Genomic DNA, 24,463 nt, shown 5'->3' with positions numbered 1-24,463 from the left:
ATAACAAGGGTTGTCGTCAGCTGTTTTTTAGTTACCTCACACCCAGCGTATTCATCATCTGCCTGAAGGAGCGCACATATTTATCCGGTGCCAACAGACTAACGATTCGTTCCAGCCCTTTCCTGCGGATAGATTCGCGTTGAGGTACGTTGTTCATCAGGTCTAGTCCTTCCAGTATCGCCTGCAAGATGTCCCCCTGCTGATAAAATTTACCGGTTTCGTTGTGGTCAATGAATGCTCGTACTCCGTCTGAATCAGAGCTTAATACCGGGCAACGACAGGCCATCGCCTCAGCAACCGCATAGCCGAAGCCCTCTACCAGCGAGGTCGATAGCAGGTAGCCGCCTGAGTCGCCAATCATGGAGTAGTACAGGGGCATTTGGGCATGAGGTACGCTTTTAAAACGCTCGATAATGGAGGACATGCCAAGCTGAGCAAGCATGTTCTCGAATTGTATTTTATCCTCCGGCTGAGACAAGGTGTCATCATAAAACATCCAGATTCGAAGATCAGCACGGTTTTGCAGCATCCAGTAAGAAATGTCGACAAAATGCCTCCAGTTCTTGTTGGGCTCCAATCGCCCAACCCAGGCAATAATCGGATTGGTTGGAGGAGTGTTAGGTACATAATTAAATACGCTGGTATCCAGTACGTTTGGAAATACATAACGATTAAGCCATGGACACATGTCGGTAAATAGCTGCACCAGATGAGTTGTATTGGGCAAGAGCACCGCGTTGGCATGTCTCTGAAGATACGGAACTGCATCCGCGACCACCCAAGCAGCCTCTTCGTGAGAACCAAAGCCCTGCGATTCATAGATTAATACCCCCTGATAGCCCAACATTCGCAGTCTGGGGAGCATAGGATAATCCGATGAGACGATAATTGCATCATAGCGGTTAGTAATTACCAGCATTCGAATTTCTTCTTCAGAGGAAGTCATGAATACAGGAATATCGCCGTTCAGGTTTTGCATCCCTGTACCTTGCTGATAATAGAGAAGATGACATTCAATCCCGTCCTGCATGAGCACTTTACAGCGTTGGCGGTTCAAGGTTTCTACGCCGCCGCTCGGTATATAAAAAGTAAATAGAACTTTGATCTCAATAACCTCCTTTGCCAATCACAAGCTCCTATACCAAGTTATTCAACCTACAGGACGGGGTGTGGGTTTCTATGGAAGCCTAGATTGAATTAGCGCATAATTATGGCTAAGGCGAGAATCGTCCGGGGAGCGCTCTGTTGCTTCTCTCGCAAATTCACAAGCTTTGTGTAAAAGGCCTAACTCGTAGCAAGCGAGGGCACCAAGATCATACAGTGTGGCGTCCCAGCAAAAATCCTCTTGCATGTACGTATCCGGTCGTGTTGAAATACGCAGCGCTTCTTCGACCATATGATAGACGGCGGGCCAGTTCCGTGTATGATAGGCAAGCTGAGCCATTTCCGTGTAAGGTTCACGTAAATACGGCGCTTCCGCAATAGCCCGGTATAACCAACGCGTTGCCTCCTGCCATTGTTCACTTGCCTTATAGGCTCTAGAAATAAAGCGCATCGAAGCGCTGCGTTCATCTGCCCAGCGTGCCTGCGGCATGGCAAGATGTTGTTGCAGTGTAGCAATGCACTCGTCCCAACGGCCATGATACATATATTCCCGCCCCAAGTAATGCATGTTGCGGTCATCCTCAGGAAACTCGCGCACAGACTGCTCCAGCAGTGGAAGGTATTGGCTGCGGGACTTGTTCGGATCGGGATCATGATACAAGCGTAGCTGGTCGGATCGGATGCTGCGTTCTTCACCCTTCCCGATATATTCAAGCACCTCGTGAACCGGGCGTACCCAGCGGTAACCGTGACGAGTGTGTATTTTTTCTTTCCAGAACCATGTATAAACGGTATCTTGCCCAGGCTGTCCATGTGTAAAGGCATATAGCATCCGGGTAGTTCCTTCCCTCCAGTTGCGTTCCAGCCGCGACCGCCAACCTTCCTCCCAGACTTCGTCCAGATCCGTACAGACACAAATATCTATATCGTCAGGGACCAGCCGTAGGGACTCATTGCGAGCATTGTCAAAACGCCAAGGAGTTACCTGGATACGATGCACCTCTGCACCCGCTTCGCGTAGCAGAGAAACGGTATCGTCTGTAGAGCCGGTGTCCGCTACAATGACAACATCGGCTTCACGCATGGTGTGCATCCATCGTTTGGCGAATCGGGCTTCATTTTTGCTAATGGCATAGACAGCTATCTTGTACCGATTCGATTGTTGCATTCCGCTTGCTCCTCCTTTGACTTACTTAAAGATTGAGGGTTGAGTATGGGGGACATCTCTATTGGGGAGGATTCAGGATTGAGCTGAAAAATTGTCGATTATGCAGGACATGCGGGTCGTTGGGAATATACGTGGCAGCTTGCTCGTTGTGCCAATTCGCACGTGTGTAATCCTTCAGCCGAAAATGGCAAATGCATAGCTGGATATGAGGAAACCACGTTTGGTACGCGTCCTGTACTGGGCCCATCGTGTCGGGAGGATTGAGAGTGGTAGCCATGTCGTACCAATAAATAGCTTTGGTGATCTCATTTTTATGCAAAAAATAATGACCTATCCGACAGCATAGATCTGCCCTGGGTGTATCGAAGGTCAAACTATGGAGAGCCGCGGTAATACTTTGCTCCAGCTTGCCCAGTTGTTGCAGGCAGTCGGCCATTTTGCTACATGCACTAATCGCATCCTCTACCCAGAATTGTCCGGTATCCAGAAAATTCCGGTAAGCCTGCACGGCCTGCTCATATCTTTCATTATCTCTTAACTCGTTAGCGTAATAGTAGAGGTCACGAGGAGAGAAGGCATGACCTTGGGCGAGCAACTTCTCATAAATTCGCAGGTTTCGCCCTGGAGAGGCCGTGTGTGTTCTAGTGTGAGTTATGGCGATATCGGCATGTTGAATATTCCCGTCAACGGCGAGGTACTCATGCACGGCTCCATGCCAACGGAACCCGGCTGACCTTCTGATCAAGCGGTTTCGGCGAAAATGTAGGGTGACATTGCCATGATCATCAAAGCCATAATGATAATTCATAGACACGGAATCGACGGTTGGTACGGCTGAGGAATCAAGGGTTTGCTTCAGCTCAAGCAGCTTGACGGCATCCTGCTCCTTCAAAATATCATCGGCATCAAGCCAGAGAATGTACTCCTGCGTAGCTTGCTCAAACGAATAGTTACGTGCAAGGGCAAAATGATCTACCCATTCAAATGGAAAAATTCGATCTGTAAAGTTGCGACATATGTCAATGGTCCGATCCTGTGAACCTGTGTCCACGATATTGATCTCATCCACAATATGATGGACCGATTCCAGGCAACGGCCAATGGTATGTTGATCATTTTTGACGATCATGCACAGGCTGATACTGATCAATTGAGCATCACTCCTTTGGGAACCATTTAAGGATTCCGATCAAACATAAAGTTGGATTTAAAAGAGGTCTGATTTATAGAAGCCCTGCCGCAATCGCGGCAGGGCATGGATGACAAAGCCTTAACATGCTTTGCGGCTTTGTCGATAAGGTATGGTACATCGCTTAAAAATGATGTGACAGAAAAAGGAGGTTAGAGTCCGGTAGGCCCCGTAGGTCCAGTCGGCCCTGTAGGTCCGGTAGGTCCAATCGGTCCTTCTGGGCCTGTGTCTCCTGTTGGTCCAATCGGTCCAGTCGGCCCTGTAGGTCCAGTAACACCAGTGTCCCCCGTGGCGCCAGTAGGCCCGACAGGTCCGGTAACGCCAGTGTCGCCTGTAGCGCCAGTAGGCCCGATAGATCCGGTAACGCCAATGTCGCCCGTGGCACCAGTAGGTCCAGCAGGTCCGGTAGCACCTGTATCACCCGTGGCTCCTGTAGGTCCGACAGGTCCGGTAAATCCAAGGCCGAATGGTCCGGTAGGTCCAGTCGGCCCTGTAGGTCCCGTGTCGCCCGTAGGTCCGACAGGTCCAGTAGCGCCTGTTTCGCCAATAGGCCCGATCGGTCCGATTGGTCCAGCAGGTCCGGTAACACCAGTGTCCCCCGTGGCACCAGTAGGTCCGACAGGTCCGGTAGCACCTGTGTCCCCCGTGGCTCCCGTAGGCCCGACAGGTCCGGTAACGCCAGTGTCGCCTGTAGCGCCAGTAGGCCCGATAGATCCGGTAACGCCAGTGTCCCCCGTGGCGCCAGTAGGTCCGACAGGTCCAGTAACACCAGTGTCGCCCGTAGCGCCTGTAGGTCCGACAGGTCCAGTAACACCAGTGTCACCCGTAGCGCCCGTAGGCCCGACAGGTCCGGTAGCACCAGTGTCACCCGTAGCGCCTGTAGGTCCGACAGGTCCAGTAACACCAGTGTCGCCCGTAGCGCCTGTAGGTCCGACAGGTCCAGTAACACCAGTGTCCCCCGTGGCACCAGTAGGTCCGAAAGGTCCGGTAGCACCTGTGTCCCCCGTGGCTCCCGTGGGCCCGACAGGTCCGGCTGGTCCTACAGCTCCAGCTGCACTTGCTTTAACAAGAGCAATAGAATCAATGGCTACATCAGCAGTGTTAGCCAAGGCATTTTTACTAATAACCAAAAAGGCATAGGCTGCGTTGGCTGGAACAGGAGCTGTTACTTCATATAGGCTTTGCCATGTTCCGTTCACAGCGTCTGGCAATGTGCCTGAGCTCAAATAGGTAGTTAGCCCCGTGCCAAGGAAGCTAAAGGCTGCGTCATAGTAATACAGAAATATGTTAACTTGAGGACTGGACAGGCTTCCTACTTTTGCAGCTGAAAGGCTTAATGTATAGCTTTCGCCTGGTGCAGCAAAAACGACCTGGGAAAGAGATGCATCTACTGCGCCTCCTGCCAGGATCGCACTATAAAAGTTTGTCTTTTTTACAGATAAGTTAGTGACAGTCACATTGACAGAGCTCCAAAAAAGGGTTGATCCGATCTCGAAGTCGCCGTTAGAAACTAGATTGGTAAACAATACACTCATCGCTTTTATACACTCCCTTCACACGTTGTAATGATAGTAGATGCGAATCCATATCCTAGCGAACCGTACAAGTTTCCGAGGGCAGATGTGTATTTTTGTGTTCACATTTCAGACACATTATTTTAAGCTTCTATTTAAGTGACGTTAAGCTGGAGTTATATGTGGGGGATTATCATTAGAATTTAAAAGTGTAGCATGAAGTGCGGGGAGACCGCTCCGCGAAGGCTTTGAGCTTCCGATCGCTGTTGCTGTAGGATTCTTCTTTGATTAGATAAGATATATAAAGGTAAGAATCCTACAGCAAAGGCGAACGCTGGCGCTTCTCCAGCTTCAAATCCTCCGCTTCGCTGCTACCCGCTACTCATGCAACATTTTAGGTGGGAGGGAAGTAGGGGAGCAGCAGGGAGAAGATTACGATAAAAGAAAGGGTGGAACATGTGCTCAAAGTGCAGCAGGTGAGCAAGTGGTATGAGGGCAACCGGGGCGTACATAAGTTGGATTTTGAAATGCAGCGCGGTGAAATTGTTGGTTTCCTGGGGCCGAATGGTGCGGGTAAAACGACGACGATGCGCATGATTACAGGGTATCTTCAGCCCAACGAGGGAGTGATTACGATTGATGGTATCCCGATTCAGGATAAGGGCAGACAGGCCCGTTCCAAAATCGGTTATCTGCCGGAGACTCCCCCTTTGTATGAGGATATGTCCGTAAGATCCTATTTAAAGTTTGTAGCTAGTATTCGGGACGTGCCTGCGAGAGAGCAGAAGCTGCGTATTTCGGAGATGATTTCCAGGCTAGGACTGAATGGGCGGGAAAAACAATTAGTCCGCAGTTTGTCCAAAGGGTATAAACAGCGCTTGGGACTGGCAGGTGCGATTATTCATAACCCGGATTTATTGGTACTGGATGAACCGACCTCAGGTTTGGACCCCAATCAGATTTTGGAGATTCGTCAGCTCATTCAGGAGATTGGCGAAAATCATACGGTATTGCTAAGTACGCATATATTGCCTGAGGTGGATGCTTTGTGCAATCGTGTTCTCATCATCCATGAAGGGAAACTGGTCATGGATGGGCGCCCTGACGCGCTCGGCGGTTCGATGGAAGATGGATTCAAGGTGAAGGTGGAGGTTAAAGGCAAGCGTGAACAGGTGCTGGATGTCCTGCGTACTTGGGGAAAAGTAGAGGTTGAATCTATGGCGACCACGCTGCCTCCAGCGAACACGAATCTGACTGCCGCAGAGCCAGATATGACCGGATTGCTACTCACAGGAGCCTCCGGTGAGGATTTTCGCGAAGAACTATTTTATGTGCTGTCTGATGCGAAGCTTCCAATTTTGGAGATGAAAAAAGAAAACCTTAGCTTGGAAAATATCTTCCAGCAGTTAACGACCCGCGAGACGGAAGAAGGTCAGGTCAGCGATCCAGCAGTACAAGACCTACATTCCTCGGATACTGCAGCACCTACGGCCATCACGGTGGAGCATGGAGAAGCTGCGTTCAGCGACGATAAGGCTGAAAAAGATAAGGATACAGGAGGTAATCGGTCATGAGGCGTTTGTTCGCGGTCTGTCAAAAAGAGCTGCAAGCCTATCTGTGGACACCAACGACGTATTTTGCGCTTGCAGTGTACATGCTGCTGACGGGGTTACTTTTTTACACAAATTTTGTTATGTATCAGCCTAGCATTCTGGACTATCGGCTGGTACTCGGTGACACCTTGTCCATGCTGGTGTTCGTCGTCCCATTGCTCACGATGAGGCTGATTGCGGAGGAATTCAGGCAAGGTACAGATGAACTGCTGCTTACCTCACCTGTGAGTGTGACGGAAATGATCGTGGGTAAATTTTTGGCGTCGTTGGGCATGTTGCTCATATTGGTGCTGTGCAGTCTAGCGTATCCGGTCGTGATGTCCTTTTATGGGAAGCTGGATTGGACGCTGGTATTAACATCTGTGATCGGTCTGTTCATGCTTGGCGCAGCCATGATGGCGATCGGCTTATTCGCTTCGACGCTTTCACAGCATCAGATGATGTCGGCGGTCGTCAGTTTTATTATTTTACTTGTGTTCTGGATGCTGGATTCGTTTGGTGGACAGACGGGTGCATCTGCGGCGGTACAGCAATGGCTGGAACCTTTTTCACTAACCGCACGGTTTGACAGTTTCACCAAAGGATTGCTGAATGGAGCCGATGTGATGTACTACGTGACGGTGGCGGTGCTCTTTTTGCTATTCAGCATCCAAGTGGTTGAACGGAAACGGTGGAGGTAATGAATATGAAAAAATGGCTGGGTCATACCAATAGTGTGGTACTATCGATTGCTGCTGTAGGGATTTTTATTTTATTGACGTTATTTCTGCGGTCGTTAGGTGGCTTTCAACTGGATCTGACGGCAGGCAAGCAGTATACGCTGTCTGACCAAACGTTGACGACCATCCAGGGTGTAAAGGAAGACGTACGGCTCATTGCTTTTACCGTATCCACTTCACAAAATCAGAAGCTGAACCGGGATGTTACGGATATGCTGAATGAATACGCCAAGCGTAACAACAAGCTCAAGGTCGAGCAATACGATCTGAATCAGGAACCGATACTGGCCAAGCAATATGGTGTTACTGCAGCGTCTATTGTGTTGGTGCAGGGGGAGAAGAAGCGGGTTATAGATATTGGGAGTCTATTTACGCAAGCTCAGGGGAGTGGCGAAGGGGCATACCAATTTACCGGGGAAGAAAAGCTGACTAGTGGACTGTTGGGATTATCATCTACCCGTCAAGGGAAAGTAGCCTTTCTAACTGGACATGAGGAAATCCCATTGTCCCAAATGACTGAATTAAGTAGCTCACTGTCACAAGATAATGTGAAAACAGAGCAAGTTCAGCTCAATCAGGCGGGGAGCGTGCCCAAAGATGCGTCTGTATTGGCTATTGTCGGACCAGAACGTGATATCAGTGCAACGGAACTGAAGAGTATTCGTACGTATCTGAATGATGGCGGAAAGCTTTTTATGGCACTAGGCTTTCACCCGAACATGGGGTCCGATTGGAAAAACCTTGATGCATTAGCGGCTGATTATGGAGTGAAGGACACTCATGCCATCGTGGTGGATCAGGAACAGACGAATACACTTGGACCTCTATGGACGGTTCCTACCTTCGGCAGTCATGCTATCACCGACAAGTTGGCGGCTTCCAATCTGTACCCGGTTCTCTCACTGTCTATTGCTTTGCAGGCAGGAGAGCAGAAGGATTGGAAGACGACGCTTTTGATGAAATCTTCTGCAGCCAGCTATGGCGAAACGAATATCCAAGGGCTGCTGAACAACGAAACGCAGAAGGATGACAAGGACCCGCAGGGGCCGCTGAATCTCGGTTATGCGGTAGAAGGGAAAGACGGCAAGCCCAAAGCCGTTATTCTCGGAACGTCTGCCCTTTTAAGCGACACTGAGATCAACACAGGAGGCAATCGAGACTTTGTGCTGAACAGTCTGAATTATGTGCAGGAACATTCTGATGGGCTTACCATTCGTCCTCGTCAGGAGCAGGATTATAAGGTAGCTTACTTGACTCCTGCACAAGCAAAAACGATATTGACCATATCTGTCATCGGATTGCCGTTGCTATTCGCGGTCATCGGAATCTTATTATGGTGGAGGCGAAGAAGAGCATGAGAAAATGGATACCCACAGTGCTACTGTTAGTTGTATTGGGAGCGGGTATAATCTATGCAAAGAGCCAAAACTTCTTTCGTGAACAAGCGCCGGCGGCTCGCCAGCTGGTTCAGCTTACGCAAGAGAATATTACGTCTTTCGCGATCACAGGAAAGGACGGCAAGTCGGTGGAACTTGAACAACATGATGGTCAATGGAGTATGAGCAAGCCACGGACTTACCCGCTAAACCAATATACAATAGACAATTGGCTAGCAGCGATTCAAAATGTAAAGTTGGGTGAAGTGGTGGAATCTTCCCCTACAGACGTAGCCAAATATGGGATCAGCGCTACCCATGATCAGATTGAGATTAAGACCAAGAAGGGCGACGTTCGTACCTTTGCCTTCGGTGAAACGTTGCCTTCCGGAGATGCTGTTTATGTATTATCAGACAAAAAAGAGATAGCTTCTGTACCTATAGATACACTTTCAGGGTTGTTGCTGGGTGCTGATGATTTTATAGATACAACGCCGTTCGATTGGGACGATACCAAGCTGAGCGGAATAGAGTGGGAAGGCCAAAATTCTTCATGGATGCTCAAATCCTCCGGTAACAGCGGAACCGGAGACAGTGCTTCCACATCTTGGACGCTGAACGGAAAGTCAGTAGCCAATGACACGGCGACTTCCCTCTCGCAGCAAATCAAAAACCTGGCTAGCAGTCAGGCCTTGCGCAAAGCCTCCGAGCTGAGCAAGCCTGTTCACCGCTTTACGCTGAGTATATCGCTGGGTAAGGATGATTCCCAGCTGGTCTATCAGGGCTGGACGCTTAACGATGATCCAGATACCGTATGGGTTGTGCCGCCACAAAGTAACTGGGCTTATGGTCTGTCAGTATCTGACGTGAACCGTACTGAACAGAATGGCCACGACCAAGCTCAGACTGGAAAATAATCATTAGAAATTAAATTAGCTGCACAAAGAGGCTCCAACGGCGGATGATCGTCGTCTGGAGCTTCTTTGTGTTCGTTATTCGTCAGGTTTGCTGCTTTTGGAAGAAGAGCTGTTATTGTCGTTTAAATCTTGGATAACCTGAATCAGCTCATGAAGTGAGAGATCCAGCTTATCCAGCTTTTCTTCCATCGTGTGCAGGATGTGCCGCAACAAAATAAAACAAAGTCCAGCCGGAAAGCCTACGTTGGTAACCAGAGAAAGAGCATCATCCATTTGCAATGTATTCCCTCCTTTTTAGCCATATATAAAGGAAGGTAAATTAAAAGAACCATATACAACTGCATGTAAAAATAGTATAATAAATAAGAACAAATGTTCTGTTTTGGTTGTGAAATAGGTTTGCAAATTACCCTATAGTATGAGGATTTAGAAAAAGTCAAATCCAAAGAGAAAGGGTGATTTACAATGGAAAAGTCTCAGCTAACATTGGTGGAACAATATCGAAAGAAGCTGTACCGCATTGCCTGGAGAATCCAGTATCGTGCTCGGGTACAAACCAATCATGAATTTGTAATGGAAAAGAACGAAGCCGTCAGCGCCCCATCTTTTACAGAATCTTCAAACTCTAATATGTACACACTACAGCTTATCAACTCTCTATCTTCTGAGATCGGAAAAATGATCATCTTTGACCTTTACATACTAGACAAAACCGAAGCACAGATTGCAAAAGAGTTAAAGCTATCCCAACAGGCGGTGAATAAATGGAAAAAGAAAATGCTCAAAGAGTTATTTCGGATGCTGAGTTCGTCCAATTGCTAAAATTAGTACGAAGTGGAGATCAGGAGGCCGTGTGTAGGATACTTCAATTGTTCGAGGAAGACATTCAAAAGACCAGTCGGTATATTCGTATGTCCCGTGAAGATGCTGTCCAAAGCATTGTGACTGATTTTATAGAAGAACTGCAACAAGAGTTAAAGACAGTAAAAAGTGGACAATGGATATAGCCTTGGCTATCCTTATCCGTAGGTTTACTTATTTAACGGAGGGCTTATAAGTTTATGAGTGATAACAGGGCTTCTTTTGAAAAAAGTATGAAGATGTACCCAGTCAACAGTATTCGTTCCAATGTCATCATTCTTGTTTCATTACTGTTAGATCTGTTTCTAGTTATCCCCTTAGTGGGAAATCCATACATTGCAGTTTACGTTTATGTACTGTTGCCACCGATTGTTATGATAAACATTTGGGCCCTTGTACTGGTCATCATGCCACGCAAATTGCAGTTGAATTACATTTTATTCCGTGGTGTATTTGGTTTGGTTTGTTCTATTGGCTTCATGATCATGACACAAAAGTTTGCTTATGGCATATTGGGTCTGGATACTTCATGGTATTTTATAGGTTCTTTTGCCCTTTATGGAGTCGCCTTGTATTCCTTTATAAAATATAATTTGGCGAAATTCAAAGATCCTTCAAATCATAAGAAGAAACCAAAAGTTAAGAAAAAAAACAGGAGAACACCTGTAGTAACTATCACTACATTTACTGGGGCTGGTTATCTGATAGCTAATGTTTCCCTCGGATTCGCTACACAACAATTAGTTGCCACAGTATTGATAAGTGTATACTCGATGCTGGCATGTGTTCTTTTTCATTTTATTATGGATTTACACCGCTACTATTGGCTTCATAAGCAGAGAAATTAGACAACGGATTGAACACAACGAATGGATTGCAAAGTACTATCTCTATCAAGCTGTTTTGTAATGAAAAAAAGCCTGCAAACGCCCCAACTATAATGGGGGTTCGCAGGCTTTTTAGGTTGTAGATTTATTTAGTCAACATACTTGTTGCCGTCAGCATCAATATAAATGGATTGAACAGCTGTGCGGCGGTACGGATATCCAGCCTCTGTGGTGCCGCTAATTTCATAGGTTACAGAATAGATGCCGGGCTTGTCCGCTTTGGATAGCTCAATTTGTCCGGTAGGGTTAACGTTTTTTTGCTGTACCGTCAAACCTTTGGATGCAGAAGTGACTCCTTGCTGCGGATCACCATAATATTGAACTTGGTAGGTGACTTGTGTAACGCTGTTCGGGGAATCCTGTGGTTTCAAATTTAGCTTCGGGCCCACTGCATTCAAATTATATTTCAGCTCAGGAACTTGAACAGCCTGGTAACGTGCAATCAGGAGATACGCTCCATTATCAGGAACCGTGACGTTCAGTTTATAGGTGCCCGGTTTTGGATTTTGAATGACGGCGTTATGATGCCAGGCACCAGCAAAAATATCGTCATCATAGCCTGCTTTCAGATTAATAATTTCACTAGTACCGTCAGGCTTGGTTAGTTCCAGTTTACTCACACGTTTATCGCTGATCCAGTCCAGATCAATGGATTTTACACCATTTTCAACAGTGAGGGTTTCTGAGGCTTTTCCATTATAATCGCCGCCTCGGATAAAATATGAATTATCGATCTCGCTATAGGTGGATTGTGGAGCAGAAGCAGTCAGGGAAGATGCTGAAAGTGCCTCAGTTTCCTGATTCAATGCTGGAGTGTTCGCTTGGAGGTAGGGTTGGATCAGGGAGAAGACGTAAGAACCAGTGCGAACCTTGGCATGATCCCAAGATCCGACTTTAACTACACGTCCGCCGGGAAGCTTAGCGTTGTCGACTGTGACCACTCCATCATTCTTACCAAAGGAGGAGAGGTAAAGTCCGCCCAGTATGTAGGAAGCAGTGCCGCCAGACCAGTTATCACCAGCAAATGTGAAGAATGGAACTGTAGTCGCATTACTAAGTGAATCGGTCTTGGTTCGGAAATACTTCATATAAGATGTTTGTAAAGTGGAGGTACCGGGATTTTGTGACCCGACGATATCTGCCAGCCATCCGGCCCAGCTACTGTAGGCGAGATCTGCAAGTTGTGAACCATGATGAGGACTGCTGAGGGTGATGACACGTTGTACATAAGGAGCGGCTCCGTTATATACGAGAGCGGTTTGAGTATCCACTCCACCTTTGCTGTGGGCGATGACGATAAGCTTTTTTCCAAAGTGATTGCTGATGACCTTAATTTTGTCGGCCAGAAGCTTACCATTGTCCCACATATCTTGGGATGTGCCACTTGTATCGTACAGATTAATGGTGGCTGTCTGGTATCCGGCGTCACGTGCGCGCTGAAGCATATCGTTATCATTCTTGGTCCAGACTTCAGCGCTACTGTTCAAACCATGTACGAACAATAGTGCGGGCTTGGCTGGATCAACGCGATTAGGTGGTGGACCTTCTGCCCAGCTTCCGGCGGGATCTTTCGGGGGTTGGGGTGTAGTGGAGCCTGCAAAAGCGCCAACGGGGACAAGAGTAACTGATAACAAAAAAATGAGCATCAAAACGGTGATCTTTTTCAAACTGAAAATCCTCCTTTGTAAAATAAAGTATTTTTCAAGCTTATTATACATGCCATCTTGTGGTAAATCATCAATTGTATTTCATATTTACATTAAAATTTTATTTTTTTAGTCATTTTTTAGTCAGGATATCCCTATGATTCATAGCGCATGATAATCTCGTCACACATTTTATAATGTATGGAGGATGAGTTCATGCCAGGAACTAAGAAGGTCATCAGTTTTACGATTTCTGCTGCTTTACTCGCCAGTATGGCTGCTTTGACCGGGTGCGGAAATGCCGATCATAACGTTCGTACGAACAGTACACGCTATAACGCGCAAAGCACACATCATATGGATGGTGTGAACCGTTATGGTATGGATGGTGTCAATCGTTATGGGGTTAAGTCCAATGGTATGGACGGGATGGCATTGAATGAAAATGCCAACCGAACCGGACATCCAGTCCGTAATCTGCAAGTCGATCGCAATTTGTCCAAACGTATATCCGAGATGCCGGATGTAAAGTCTGCGACAGTGCTGGTCGGTGAACGGCATGCCTATGTAGCCGTTTCCTTGAAAGACCAAGCCAACGGAACAGGTGTTGGTGCTCCAAGTGTTGACGGTACTCCAAGTGCAAATAGTATTGGACGTAACGGGAATGTACCAAGTGTGAATGGCGTTAATGGTACTAGAGGAAACCGTACTACGGATACTACAACGCCTGGAATGACAGACAATGGAGTAACCGGGAATGGAACACCTGCGCGTCGTGATGACGGTTTATTCGGTACGATGGGTACAGGCTCGTACGGTATGTTGCGTGGCTTGACGGACAACAATCGCGCAAATACCGGAAACACCACCATCGAGGGAGCAAGAACTGCATATGAACCAAGTGATGCAGTCAAGAGCCGTATCGCTAATAAAGTGAAGCAATTTGCGCCTTCGATTGAACAGGTGTATGTATCCGCTAACCCGGACTTTGTTAAACAAGCCACTGACTTTACACACAGTGTGCAAAATGGTCATCCGATTAGAGGCTTGAGCAATGAAATGGTGGATGTGATTGAACGTGTATTCCCGACTCCGGCGGCTGGTACAAACCGTCCAATGGAAAATACAGCACCCACACGCCCACAAAATCATACGCCTGCGCCAATGAATCATCGCTAATTCAAACCCTATAAGTGTGTGCAATGCCAAAGAAAGAGCTATCCATCTCAGCGAATACGCTGGTGGATAGCTCTTTAGTTTTGGGGAATGATAACTATAACTGAATTATTTGCGCAATCCTTTAATCCATACGCCTTGCAGCTTTAAGTCTCCATCCAGTAACAGGATGTCTGCTTGTTTACCTGCTTCAAGCGAACCTGTACGATCAGCAATGTGCAAGGATCGAGCCGGATTCAGGCTGGCCATTTGTGATGCCGCGGGAATACTTATACCCACATGTTGAACCAAGTAGCGGAAGCCTTCAATCATCGTTAGTGTGCTTCCTGCCAAAGTGACCCCATCCTCCAGTCGCGCTACACCGCCCTGCACGATCACCGGCAAATCGCCGAGCGTATAATGACCGTCTTCCAGACCAGTAGCAGACATGGCATCTGTGATGAGAATGAGATTATGATCCTGCTTTAACTTAGCGAGCAGGGAAATAGCGGCGGGATGGACATGAATGCCGTCCGCGATGATTTCTGCTTCAATGCGCGGATCAGCGAGTACGGCTCCGGCGGCTCCCGGCTTGCGATGATGCAGCGGAGTCATAGCATTAAATGCATGCACCGCATGATTCAGACCCGCCGTCGCTGCCTGTTCAACCTCTTCATACGTAGCATCCGTATGACCGAGAGCCGCGGTAATGCCATGGCTACGCAGCCATGCAATCAGTTCCAGCGCTCCTTCCCGTTCGGGCGCAAGCGTGAGCTGGCGAACAAGGCCTGGATAGCGCTGCTCCCATTCTGCCACCCATGAGAGATTCGGTGGCACGATATGTTCTGGGTTTTGCGCTCCAGGCCAGTTCGGACTGATGAACGGCCCTTCCAGATGTACGCCCTCCAACTGAGCATAGGGCATAGGTAGTGCCATGTATGCGTGAACTTCACTCAATACCCGGTCAATCTGTTCCTTGGGCGCGGTCATGGTGGTAGCCAGCATAGCCGTCGTTCCTTGTGAACCGTGAAAGGAGGTGATCGTATCCAGCACCCTTGAACTGGAGTCCATAAAGTCCTCACCGTTACCGCCGTGAACATGAATATCAATAAAGCCTGGTAGCAGATATCCTCCTTCCAAACGCACAATGTTTGCGGTTTTCGCGGCGGTTTCTTCCTGATTTGCCAAGACTACCGCTGTCCAATCGGCGGGTAAATGCTCTTCTGAACCAGCGTACACAATGGATTGCCCCTCAATGACGACAACCCCCTTTTCAATGATGTCATTTCCAACGACAACTTGCCCATACAGTAGCTGGGGTACGTTACCACTCATTTCATTTGACTTCAATTGAACCATCCTCCTCCTGCTTTCTGATCCAGTAAGATAAGTACGTTAGGGTGACATTGCAGCAGAGAAGCCGGACACTCAGTCGTGACGGGTCCAGTTAAAGCCTGCTTTATAATATCAGCCTTATCCGCACCGAAAGCCACCAGTATAATTTGCTTCGCCTTAAGAATCGTGCCTACTCCCATCGTAACTGCTTGCCTGGGTACAGCATCTATATCGCCAAAAAATCGAGCATTCGCCGAGCGCGTACTTTCTTTCAAATCTACAACATGTGTGGCTCCAGTCAAGCGGTGACCAGGTTCGTTAAAGCCGATATGACCATTATGACCAATGCCAAGCAATTGCAGATCCACGGGTCCATGGTCCAAAATGGCCTGCTCGTGCGCTGCACATTCTGCTGCCAGATCCAGTGCATTTCCGTCAGGGACACGTGTATGGGATATGGGAATATCGATATGCTGGAACAAGTGCTCATTCATAAAGCTTCGATAGCTCTGCGGATGTTCTGGGGGAAGACCAACATACTCATCAAGATTCACGGAATAGGCTCGTGCAAAACTGACCTGTCCCTTGCGGTACATATCTGCAAGATGTTGGTAAATGCCAATCGGCGTACTACCGGTGGCCAGGCCAAGCATGGCCTGTGGTTTGGATAGCAGCAAGCTGGCGATCACAGCGGCGGCAGTAGCGTTCAGGTCTTCACGGCTGTTCAAAATGCGTATGTTCATCTTAGTGACCCCCTGGTTGTTTTTTGAGCTTGCTCACTTGTTGATATGAACCTTCCAATCTCGGAATATATTTGTCAAAATCTGCGCTCACCATACCTGTAAACAGAATATCTATGATATGAAGCTGGGCGATGCGGGAGGCCATGTCCCCACGTCGCATTCCTTCCTCCAATGAGGAGGAAAATAGCGCAATATCTGCAAGACCTGCCAGCGTATTGTTTCCGAAGGAGGTCAGGGATAATGTCTTGGCCCCCTGCTCCTTTGCGCAGCGTAGAGCCGCAATGGTCTCCTGGGTTTCTCCTGAATAAGAGACGGCAAAGGCGACATCTCCTGCTCCGAGCGAGGAGGCAGAGGTAATCTGCATATGCGAATCTGCAAAGGCAGTGCTGTTCTTGCCAATACGGATGAGCTTCTGGTAAAAATCCTGTGCCACAATCGACGATGTCGCCATCCCATAGAGATCAATGCGGCTCGTGGCTGACAGCCATGCAATGGCCTGCTCCAGCTTGTCGTAATCCAGCAGTCGGGTCGTGTCCGCAATGGATGCGGTATGGTTCGCCTGAATAGCCTGCACGATTCGGGAAAGTGAATTTCCGGCGACAATATCCTGATAGGATTCTTCACCATTACGGTTGGAGTGGGACAACTCGGCGGCCAGCTTCATTTTGAAATCGGGATAGCCTTTAAAATGTAGTGATTTGCAAAACCGCGTAACGGTCGCCGCGCTCACACCACAACGCTCTGACAGCTCCCGAATACCCAAATGCAGCACATCTTCCGGGGATTGCAGGATGGATTCCGCCAGCTTGCGCTCCTGTACGGGAAGCTGCTCCAGTCTATGGGCTAATGTATGAAGAATGGGGGACATGAGCTGTGCTCCTTTGGCTGTAGAATGTTTGTATGAAAAAAAGTATCGTATACAAGAAGAATATAAGGAAAAACATTTTCATGTGTATTGTAAAATAATTCTGCCGTTCATGCAAGAGATGTGAGGAGAATTTTTATTAGATTTTGCGAAAAAATAGCTGGCGAAAATTGTAGAAGTTATCATACATTAATTTACATATTGCGAGTTTTATTTACAAAACAACCTATTGACTTGTCTCTTCATTGGAGGAGTATAATTGAATAAAGTTCCAGTGAAGGAATTTATCTAGGAGCTTTGCAGAGTACATCGTTGGGCGGAACAAATATAATCTCATTCACAAGGAGGAGTTTGCTATGCAAAGCCAAGTGATTGAAATGATCAGCGCGGTCAAGGAAGATCCTGAACTGGTCGCTAAGCTAGATGGACATTCGGACATTATTCATGATGCCGGACTGGATTCGTTGCAGTTGGTTCATTTCATGCTGCAAGTGGAGGATGCGTTTGATGTGGAGATTGATTTTGATTCCTTTGAGCTAGAGCATTTGAGCTCGGTAGATGCGTTTTGCAGCTACATTCAGGGGATCAGCGATGCGGAACAAGCGCCGCACCTAGAAGGAATGGAGACGGTCTGACGTACAGCTTGGTACATGTGCCTGAAAATCCATTAAACGAGGTGTTAGCATGCAGCCCAAAAGCAATGTGCTGATTGATGAGAAAGCGTTCAAGCTCATCAAGCGTAACCTGAAAAACGCTTCTGTATCTTACCGTAACGCCACACAGGACCCTACTTTCAAAACGGACATGCCCCAGACGATCGGCATTAAGCTGACCAACCGCTGCAACCTGAGATGTACACACTGCTTTGAATGGAACGAGGAAGGCTACCATCACCAAATGGATAAAGAAGAACAAAACATGGATCTTGCTCCGGACATGCTCCGGCAGATTTTGAGCGAAACCAAGGAAGCCAAGTCCAGACTGTACATGTGGGGCGGCGAACCGATGTTTCACCGGCGTTTTGATGAAATTTTGGACGTGCTGGCGGAAGATCGGCGCGAAATGACCTTTTGTACAAATGGATTACTTATTGATAAATATTTGGACCGGATTTTGAATTTGTCCGAAAATCTGGAATTATTAATAGCGATTGAAGGTTTTGAAAGAGAACACGATCTAATTCGCGGTAAAGGCACCTTTCAAAAAACAATGCGGCAGATGGATAAGCTGATTGAACTGCGCGACCAGGGATTGTACAAGGGACGGGTAACTGTCCATGCGGTCATTAACGATAACATGATCGGACGGATGTACGAATTTCTGCAAATGCTGGAGGACAAAAGGCTGGATCTGGTGCTGCTGACGTTCCCCTGGTACATTTCCAAAGAGACCTCCCTCAAAATGGATGAATATTTCACACATAATTTCTCCTGGCTCCGACAACTTGAAGAAAAAAATATTAGTAGCTGGCATGCTTTCAAATATAAAATCAACCCAGATAACATCGATCCTCTGATGCAGGAACTACAGCGGATCAATGAGCGAGTATGGAACATTCGCGTGCGCTATCAGCCCGGTTTGGATTATGAGGAAATTGATAAATTTATCCATGGCGAGGAAATGGTCAGTCGTTGTTCCAATCATTGTTTGGCGCTCACCTCCAGAACAGATATTTTACCAGACGGGAAGGTCATGCCTTGCAAATTTTTCAGTGAATTCACGATTGGAAGCATGCGTGAGCATAGTCTGAAGGAGATATGGAACTCGGATGCGTATGAGAAAACTCGTCAAAAGATTAATCATGAAGGATTGACTCCGGTGTGCTCCAAATGCAGCGTATTGTATCTGCACGGGGCAGGCTCTCTGAAATACATTTAGTTTTCTATGGATGTTGTTTGTTACTGGATGGAAGAGAGAGGGATGATGACAAGACGTGACGACTAAAACTATTAACCTTGTGGAAGCGCTTGCGCATGAACGGGATCATGGAGTCCTGATTTGGCTGTTTAATATCGGCGCAGAGCAAGTGTGGCATCCATCCCCCCGCAAGGGGGGCATGGTAGACCGGGATGAACAACAAGTCGTAAACCGGATGGAGGAAATGAATCTCCTGCTATGTCGAAGTCAGGATGTCATTGTACTTCGGGAACAGCCGGATGAGGCGTTTCTGGACATGCTCCAACGGTTGGGCTTTAGCCTGCCGCGTATTGAGGTGCCGGAGCCTTCTGATCCGCTAACGCCGATTTCAGAGCTGGTGCTGGCGGATGAGGCGCTTTTGGCACGACTGCGCACGGTTGCAGATGCAGGCCACAGCAGCGGCGGAGCCAAAGCGTGGCTCGTCCCCTATGCGGTCACACCGCAGGAGGAAGCGATTGCGGAGCTTTGCGGGCTAGAGCTGATCGGTGCTCCATCCGCGGTCAGTGCTCAGGTGAATGATAAAATATTCAGCCGCCTGACCGCGCAAAAGCTTGGTTTTGCCGTCAGCGAAGGCGCTGTATGTGCAGACGAATCGGCGATCCGCAGGGAGTGTGCCAGACTGGCTGACTTATCGGATGGACCTGTGAAGCTGATTATCAAGCAACCGCACGGTGCCTCAGGACAAGGCATGTATATGCTGGACGAGCTGTCCAAGCTGGACACACTGCTGAGTGTGATGAAGCGTTTTGGCGGCTCGTCGCCATCTTCCGGCGGTTGGCTGGTGGAGCGCTGGCACAATAAGCAGATGGATCTGAACTACCAGCTCTGCATTGACGAGGGCGGTGGTGTGACGATGTTTTCGCTAAAAAGGCAAAACGTGGATGGCACCGTATATATCGGATCTCAAGTGCCGGCTGAGATTGGCGATGCGCTGGAGGAAGAAGTGAGACGCTGCGCCTATCAGCTGGGTACGCATCTCTATTCCATTGGGTATACGGGAATGGCCTCTATTGACGGTTTTGTTGACGAAGAAGGTTTGCTGGTTCCAGTCATTGAGATAAATGGTAGATTTACGTTGTCTACCTATATTTCGTTCCTGTCATCCGTCCTGGGAGAACAGCATAAAACATTATCCCGTTATTACCGCAACGTTACCGCTACACCTCTCACCTACAGCCGCTTGTGCGGGTTGCTCGCGGAGGAGGGCTTGCTCTATACGCCCGAACGTCCAGAAGGGGTGTTTGTGTATACGGCGGGTACATTGTCTGGTATTCCTGTGAAGCGGGGCTATGTGAACCGGATTTTCACACTTATTTTGGCAGACAGCTGGCAGGAAGCTGATGCTTATGCGCACAAATTGGAAGGTATTATTGCTGGATTAGGATGCTCATAAATTGGAGGGAATCAAAAATGAAAACAGATGTATACCATGTAGTACCCTTGCTGGAAAAGATTTTGAAACTGGCTCCGGGAGAACTGGAACAGTTGACTCCGGATCAGGATCTGCGAACCTTGGGGCTGAATTCCTTATCCGCTGTGGAATTAATTGTAGAGTTGGAAAATGAGCTTGATATTACGATGGAGGACGACGATCTAGTGCTGGAGCATCTATCTACACTGCAAGGCATCGAGCGTCTGCTGGGCAAATATGCATAAGGGCGCTGAAAAGACAAGTTTGATGCAGGAATCCGATATGGAGACTCGTCAAGATTCTGTTGTGGACTATGGTGCAGAAGAAGTGGCAAACGCTCTTCCAGGGAAACATTGTGTATATTCTTCCCTGCGTACTTCATTGCGGAGGTACGGGGTGAACATGGCCGAATCCGAGCTATTCATGCTGTGTGGGAGTATGTGCGCAGAGTATGGTGGAGATTTGAAGCGCTTCGGACCTGAGAAATATCCGGAGCAGCTTCAAGAAATGGCAGCCAGTGGCGGACCTGTTATTCGGGTGGAACCGTGGGTCGCTGGTGTCAGCGATGAAACCAATCTGTTGCAGGTACTCACATCGGGTTACGGTACCATGCTGCATACGTCGAGCACCGCTTTAACCTATCACGATGTATATGTGAAAAATTACCCAAGGGGCCACGTGATTGAGTTGTGCGGGTTGGACTTGCAAGAACGGACAGCACAGGTGAATGATAGCTTCCTGCTCGATTCCTCGGGACATGCCATGACTTATGTGGGCTCAGCCCGGCTCGACGATCTGATGCAGGGCATTATTGAGTATGCATGGCTGGTGGAGCAGCCTGCCCCGCTTTCGCCAAGTGAGATGCATGCTGCGTGTGCTCATCATATTCGACAGTATTTGACTGGACACGAAGCCATCTGGAGAGGCGTACCTACGTCTAATGAGTCGGAAAGTCAAACGGGGAAAGCTGTGACAGGCAAGCAGGTCAAGCGGGGAGATGAGGGGTACCGGGCATTTGTCGGTGACTTCCATCTGTTGGCAGACATGGAGGATCAGGATTTTCGGACGTACTGTCATGAAATCTATTACAATCTGCGATTGGGCAGCGCCCTACATTTGACGGATTATACAGCTGATTATTGCCTGCTGCATCAAGCCACGCTGGGACCACAAACACAGCATGTAATTGAATTGGCACAGGCGCTGTACGCGGATTGGCACAAGCTTAATCTGCATATTTACAAAACAGGGCTTCAACTGCGCAAGCATCGGATGCCTGAAATTACGGAACGAGCTTTGCATTTAATTGAAAGACAGCGGCATATGCTGGAGGAACTGATGATTTTAGCAGAGAAAGCAGCCGAGTAGTCCAAGCATTCGGCCGTATAAGAAACGTTCATCAGGTGTCCTGCACAGAGGAAAGAGGAGGGGAATTGATTGCCGTCCATTACATTAAACCAATTGTCGAAAACATTTACGTACTACAAAAAGGAGCCGGGCGTGCGCAAATCGTTACAAAACTTGTTCAGGCGTGAGCAGCTGACCAAAGAGGCTGTGCAAAATGTCAGCTTTAGCATTGAGGAAGGCGAAATTGTCGGATTTCTCGGTCCGAATGGGGCGGGCAAAACAACGACACTCAAAATGCTGTCTGGCATTCTTCATCCCACGGACGGGGAAGCATCGGTACTCGGCTTTACCCCTTGGAAACGACAAAAAGAGTTTAAACGTCAGTTTTCCATTGTAATGGGACAGAAAAACCAGCTCTGGTGGGATTTGCCTGCAAGCGAGTCATTCGAGCTGAACAAGCTTATCTATGAAATCGATGAAAACCGTTATAAAGAGGCACTAGATGAACTGGTCACTCTGCTTGGGGTGGAGGAGCAGCTTCATGTGCAGGTTCGGCGGCTGTCTCTCGGCGAGCGTATGAAAATGGAACTGATTGCCGCGCTGCTGCATCGTCCACGGGTCATTTTGCTGGATGAGCCGACCATCGGGCTGGACCTTGTTTCTCAGCGGCGGATTCGAGAGTTTTTCAAAGCCTATAACCGCACGCACCGGACGACCATCCTGCTGACAAGCCACTACATGAAGGATATTGAGGATTTGTGCAGTAGATCCATCATTATCAGCGGGGGCAGATTGGTCTATGACGGAGACTTACACAAGGTGAATGAGGTCATCGGTGCCCGTAAATTACTCAAGGTTCGACTGGAGACCCCCGTATCCAGCCTAACGTTGGCGAGCCTCGGCAAACTTCGCTCCAATTCGGAGCTGGAGGCGGTATTTGAGCTGGACGCAGAAGATACCTTGGCTTGGTCCAAAAAGATTTTGGACGCACTGTCTGTCGTTGATTTTACGATTGAGGACGTCCCGCTGGAAGAGGGAATAGCCAATTTGTACGATGGGGGCAGGCTGGCCGATGCGAAATAACAAATATGTGAAGGTACTCCAGCTTGGTATGCAAAACGAAATGGAGTATCGGGCTAATTATTGGCTCCAAATGGCGGGATTTATGCTGCCGATCATGACGCAAATTTTTCTCTGGCTAGCTGTATTCGGTTCTTCGGGACAAGCAAGAGTGCTGGGCTATTCTCTGCCAGAAATGCTGGTGTATGTGGTCATGGCGGGAGTAACTGGAAAACTGATTGCTACGGGCTTTGAATACGAAATTGCTACAGATATCAAGGAAGGTGGACTGGCAAAATTCATGGTACAGCCTGTGCATTATTTTGCTTACCGTTTTTGCCGGTTTATCGGAGGCAAAGTCATACAGTCTGCGGTCGTGCTGCTGGCGGCTGCTATTTTGCTGTTATGTCTTAGCCTGGAAGGACAAATCAGCTTCGGGCTATCGTACATCCTGCTTTACATATTGGCGTTGCCGGGAGCGCTTGTGCTTAATTTTGTGGTCTATTATGCGCTGAGCGGCATAGCCTTTTGGGTGACGGAATCGGCGGGACTATTTTATACGCTGTCGCTTGTCATTTACGTAGCTAGCGGTACCGTGTTTCCGCTGACGATTTTTGGAGATGTTTTGGCCCGTCTGTTCAGTCTGCTACCGTTCAGCTACACCGTATTTTTTCCGGTGAATGCGTTGACGGGCAAGCTGACTGTGCTGGAAGCCGCTAAAGGCATTGGCGTGCAATGGCTCTGGATTGTAGTGCTGGCGGCCCTATCACGCTGGGTGTGGCAAGCCGGGGTCAAACGCTTTGTCTCGGTGGGGGGTTAACATGAAAAATGTTTTCCGAAACGTTAGGCGCTACATCAGACTGTACTGGAAGTTTGTCCAGTTTTCTGTCATGTCGCAGATGGAATACCGTATTAATTTTATAACTGCATTTCTGGTTGAAACGGCTTATTTGCTCATCAAGCTGCTGTACGCATCGGTTCCATACCGCGCTGGGACGGATATTAATGGCTGGTCTCCTGACGCCATATTGTTATATATCGGCGTATTTACGATGATGAGCGGATTTTATAGTGGATTGTTCTACAGTAATTTTACAAGCCTGCCTGACAAAATTCGTACCGGCTCACTGGACGTGCTCATGACCAAACCCGTATCGCTGCAATTTATGGTAACACTGCGTCAATTTGAACTGGGCTATACCGTGCCGAATGTAATTGGCGGCGGAATTATGACGGGGATCGGCTGGTATCGACTCGGATTGCCGTTTAATTTTGAAACCGTAGGAGGGTTCTCTGTGCTGCTCGCATGCGGAGTGCTTACGGCATACTCCGTATTTTTGCTCCCCCAACTACTGGCCTTCTGGATCATCCGCACGAACGGCGTTACGGAGCTGTCCAACAGCATTTTCGAGACAAACTATGTGCCGATGGCCGTGTACAGTAATCTGATTCAGCGTATCGGTTTGTTCGTGCTTCCGGTGTTTGTCATTTGTAATTTTCCGCCCATGTTCATTCTCGGCAAAATGGAAACCGGGTTAGTGGTATGGGCATTTCTCGCACCTCTCTGGCTGCTGGCGATCATCCGCCTGATATGGCAGTTTGCTCTACGTGATTATACGAGCGCGAGCCAGTAGCGC

Annotated in this window: 25 protein-coding genes; 16 read left to right on the top strand and 9 right to left on the bottom strand. The window is 48.2% G+C overall.

Annotation, left to right across the window (positions count from 1 at the left end; all coding sequences use genetic code 11):
- Positions 1-31: 31 nt before the first annotated feature.
- From JOE49_RS26020 to JOE49_RS26760, 4 genes are all read right to left on the bottom strand, one after another.
- On the bottom strand, positions 32-1,126 hold the full coding sequence (locus tag JOE49_RS26020; RefSeq protein ID WP_076264918.1) for a glycosyltransferase family 4 protein: 1,095 nt from the start codon (positions 1,124-1,126) through the stop codon (positions 32-34).
- A 51-nt stretch (positions 1,127-1,177) separates the two neighbouring features.
- Positions 1,178-2,272, bottom strand: a complete 1,095-nt coding sequence (locus JOE49_RS26015) for a tetratricopeptide repeat-containing glycosyltransferase (RefSeq protein ID WP_209943509.1) — start codon at positions 2,270-2,272, stop codon at positions 1,178-1,180.
- 58 nt (positions 2,273-2,330) lie between these two features.
- Complete coding sequence (locus tag JOE49_RS26010) at positions 2,331-3,422, bottom strand: glycosyltransferase (RefSeq protein WP_209943500.1); 1,092 nt, start codon at positions 3,420-3,422, stop codon at positions 2,331-2,333.
- A 191-nt stretch (positions 3,423-3,613) separates the two neighbouring features.
- The gene (locus JOE49_RS26760) at positions 3,614-4,996 is read right to left on the bottom strand and encodes an NTTRR-F1 domain (protein ID WP_209943498.1); all 1,383 of its coding nucleotides are present in this window, start codon (positions 4,994-4,996) and stop codon (positions 3,614-3,616) included.
- Positions 4,997-5,433: 437 nt separating this feature from the next.
- Between JOE49_RS26760 and JOE49_RS26000 the strand changes: the two genes are divergently transcribed.
- Genes JOE49_RS26000 through JOE49_RS25985 form a run of 4 tightly spaced genes read left to right on the top strand, consistent with a single transcriptional unit; the run spans position 5,434 to position 9,600 of the window.
- The gene (locus JOE49_RS26000; protein ID WP_068941945.1) at positions 5,434-6,549 is read left to right on the top strand and encodes an ABC transporter ATP-binding protein; all 1,116 of its coding nucleotides are present in this window, start codon (positions 5,434-5,436) and stop codon (positions 6,547-6,549) included.
- Positions 6,546-7,268 carry an ABC transporter permease gene (locus JOE49_RS25995; protein WP_209943496.1) on the top strand — a complete coding sequence of 241 codons (723 nt, stop codon included), beginning with the start codon at positions 6,546-6,548 and terminating at the stop codon, positions 7,266-7,268. The genes JOE49_RS26000 and JOE49_RS25995 overlap by 4 nt, the downstream gene beginning before the upstream one ends.
- A 5-nt stretch (positions 7,269-7,273) precedes the next feature.
- On the top strand, positions 7,274-8,665 hold the full coding sequence (locus JOE49_RS25990; protein WP_209943494.1) for a GldG family protein: 1,392 nt from the start codon (positions 7,274-7,276) through the stop codon (positions 8,663-8,665).
- Positions 8,662-9,600 carry a DUF4340 domain-containing protein gene (locus tag JOE49_RS25985; protein WP_023990073.1) on the top strand — a complete coding sequence of 313 codons (939 nt, stop codon included), beginning with the start codon at positions 8,662-8,664 and terminating at the stop codon, positions 9,598-9,600. The genes JOE49_RS25990 and JOE49_RS25985 overlap by 4 nt, the downstream gene beginning before the upstream one ends.
- A 75-nt stretch (positions 9,601-9,675) precedes the next feature.
- Here the strand turns inward: JOE49_RS25985 and JOE49_RS25980 are convergent, their stop codons facing one another.
- A complete protein-coding gene (locus JOE49_RS25980) occupies positions 9,676-9,879 on the bottom strand; it encodes a hypothetical protein (RefSeq protein WP_023990072.1) in 204 nt (67 codons plus the stop codon).
- 186 nt (positions 9,880-10,065) lie between these two features.
- On the opposite strand from JOE49_RS25980, the gene JOE49_RS25975 reads away from it, so the two are divergent.
- The 3 genes from JOE49_RS25975 to JOE49_RS25965 are packed head-to-tail and all read left to right on the top strand — an operon-like array spanning position 10,066 to position 11,309.
- Positions 10,066-10,422, top strand: a complete 357-nt coding sequence (locus tag JOE49_RS25975; protein WP_068941776.1) for a hypothetical protein — start codon at positions 10,066-10,068, stop codon at positions 10,420-10,422.
- A complete protein-coding gene (locus JOE49_RS26755; RefSeq protein ID WP_209943492.1) occupies positions 10,365-10,607 on the top strand; it encodes a helix-turn-helix domain-containing protein in 243 nt (80 codons plus the stop codon). Before JOE49_RS25975 ends, JOE49_RS26755 begins: the two co-directional genes overlap by 58 nt.
- Positions 10,608-10,661: 54 nt before the next feature.
- Positions 10,662-11,309: a hypothetical protein gene (locus JOE49_RS25965; protein WP_209943490.1), complete on the top strand. Its 648-nt coding sequence runs from the start codon at positions 10,662-10,664 to the stop codon at positions 11,307-11,309.
- Between the two features lie 128 nt (positions 11,310-11,437).
- Here the strand turns inward: JOE49_RS25965 and JOE49_RS25960 are convergent, their stop codons facing one another.
- A complete protein-coding gene (locus tag JOE49_RS25960; RefSeq protein WP_209943488.1) occupies positions 11,438-13,015 on the bottom strand; it encodes an esterase/lipase family protein in 1,578 nt (525 codons plus the stop codon).
- A gap of 195 nt (positions 13,016-13,210) precedes the next feature.
- Between JOE49_RS25960 and JOE49_RS25955 the strand changes: the two genes are divergently transcribed.
- Positions 13,211-14,173, top strand: coding sequence for a YhcN/YlaJ family sporulation lipoprotein (locus tag JOE49_RS25955; protein ID WP_028541499.1), 963 nt, complete (start codon positions 13,211-13,213; stop codon positions 14,171-14,173).
- Between the two features lie 105 nt (positions 14,174-14,278).
- Here the strand turns inward: JOE49_RS25955 and nagA are convergent, their stop codons facing one another.
- The 3 genes from nagA to JOE49_RS25940 are packed head-to-tail and all read right to left on the bottom strand — an operon-like array spanning position 14,279 to position 17,095.
- A complete protein-coding gene (nagA, locus tag JOE49_RS25950; RefSeq protein WP_209943486.1) occupies positions 14,279-15,499 on the bottom strand; it encodes an N-acetylglucosamine-6-phosphate deacetylase in 1,221 nt (406 codons plus the stop codon).
- A complete protein-coding gene (nagB, locus tag JOE49_RS25945) occupies positions 15,496-16,227 on the bottom strand; it encodes a glucosamine-6-phosphate deaminase (protein WP_160789215.1) in 732 nt (243 codons plus the stop codon). The genes nagA and nagB overlap by 4 nt, the downstream gene beginning before the upstream one ends.
- A 1-nt stretch (position 16,228) precedes the next feature.
- Positions 16,229-17,095 (bottom strand): MurR/RpiR family transcriptional regulator, encoded by an 867-nt coding sequence (locus JOE49_RS25940; RefSeq protein WP_023990065.1) that lies wholly within the window; start codon positions 17,093-17,095, stop codon positions 16,229-16,231.
- A 353-nt stretch (positions 17,096-17,448) separates the two neighbouring features.
- Between JOE49_RS25940 and JOE49_RS25935 the strand changes: the two genes are divergently transcribed.
- The 8 genes from JOE49_RS25935 (at position 17,449) to JOE49_RS25900 (ending at position 24,460) form a co-directional block, all read left to right on the top strand.
- The gene (locus JOE49_RS25935; protein ID WP_013311713.1) at positions 17,449-17,727 is read left to right on the top strand and encodes an acyl carrier protein; all 279 of its coding nucleotides are present in this window, start codon (positions 17,449-17,451) and stop codon (positions 17,725-17,727) included.
- A gap of 49 nt (positions 17,728-17,776) precedes the next feature.
- Positions 17,777-18,970 carry a radical SAM/SPASM domain-containing protein gene (locus JOE49_RS25930; RefSeq protein ID WP_209943484.1) on the top strand — a complete coding sequence of 398 codons (1,194 nt, stop codon included), beginning with the start codon at positions 17,777-17,779 and terminating at the stop codon, positions 18,968-18,970.
- A gap of 55 nt (positions 18,971-19,025) precedes the next feature.
- Positions 19,026-20,402, top strand: a complete 1,377-nt coding sequence (locus tag JOE49_RS25925) for a preATP grasp domain-containing protein (protein ID WP_023990062.1) — start codon at positions 19,026-19,028, stop codon at positions 20,400-20,402.
- A 17-nt stretch (positions 20,403-20,419) separates the two neighbouring features.
- Positions 20,420-20,665: an acyl carrier protein gene (locus tag JOE49_RS25920; protein WP_023990061.1), complete on the top strand. Its 246-nt coding sequence runs from the start codon at positions 20,420-20,422 to the stop codon at positions 20,663-20,665.
- A gap of 37 nt (positions 20,666-20,702) precedes the next feature.
- Positions 20,703-21,788: a hypothetical protein gene (locus JOE49_RS25915; RefSeq protein WP_245248487.1), complete on the top strand. Its 1,086-nt coding sequence runs from the start codon at positions 20,703-20,705 to the stop codon at positions 21,786-21,788.
- Between the two features lie 69 nt (positions 21,789-21,857).
- Entirely contained in the window at positions 21,858-22,850 is a 993-nt protein-coding gene (locus JOE49_RS25910) for an ABC transporter ATP-binding protein (RefSeq protein ID WP_013311708.1), read from the top strand.
- The gene (locus tag JOE49_RS25905) at positions 22,840-23,646 is read left to right on the top strand and encodes an ABC transporter permease (RefSeq protein ID WP_028541504.1); all 807 of its coding nucleotides are present in this window, start codon (positions 22,840-22,842) and stop codon (positions 23,644-23,646) included. The genes JOE49_RS25910 and JOE49_RS25905 overlap by 11 nt, the downstream gene beginning before the upstream one ends.
- A 1-nt stretch (position 23,647) precedes the next feature.
- On the top strand, positions 23,648-24,460 hold the full coding sequence (locus JOE49_RS25900; protein ID WP_071558329.1) for an ABC transporter permease: 813 nt from the start codon (positions 23,648-23,650) through the stop codon (positions 24,458-24,460).
- The last annotated feature ends 3 nt before the right edge of the window (positions 24,461-24,463 follow it).

The organism is Paenibacillus sp. PvR133, from assembly GCF_017833155.1.
Classification (GTDB): Bacteria; Bacillota; Bacilli; order Paenibacillales; family Paenibacillaceae; genus Paenibacillus; species Paenibacillus polymyxa_B.
Note: the sequence above shows the minus strand (reverse complement) of the source record. Positions and strands in the feature narration are given on the sequence as shown.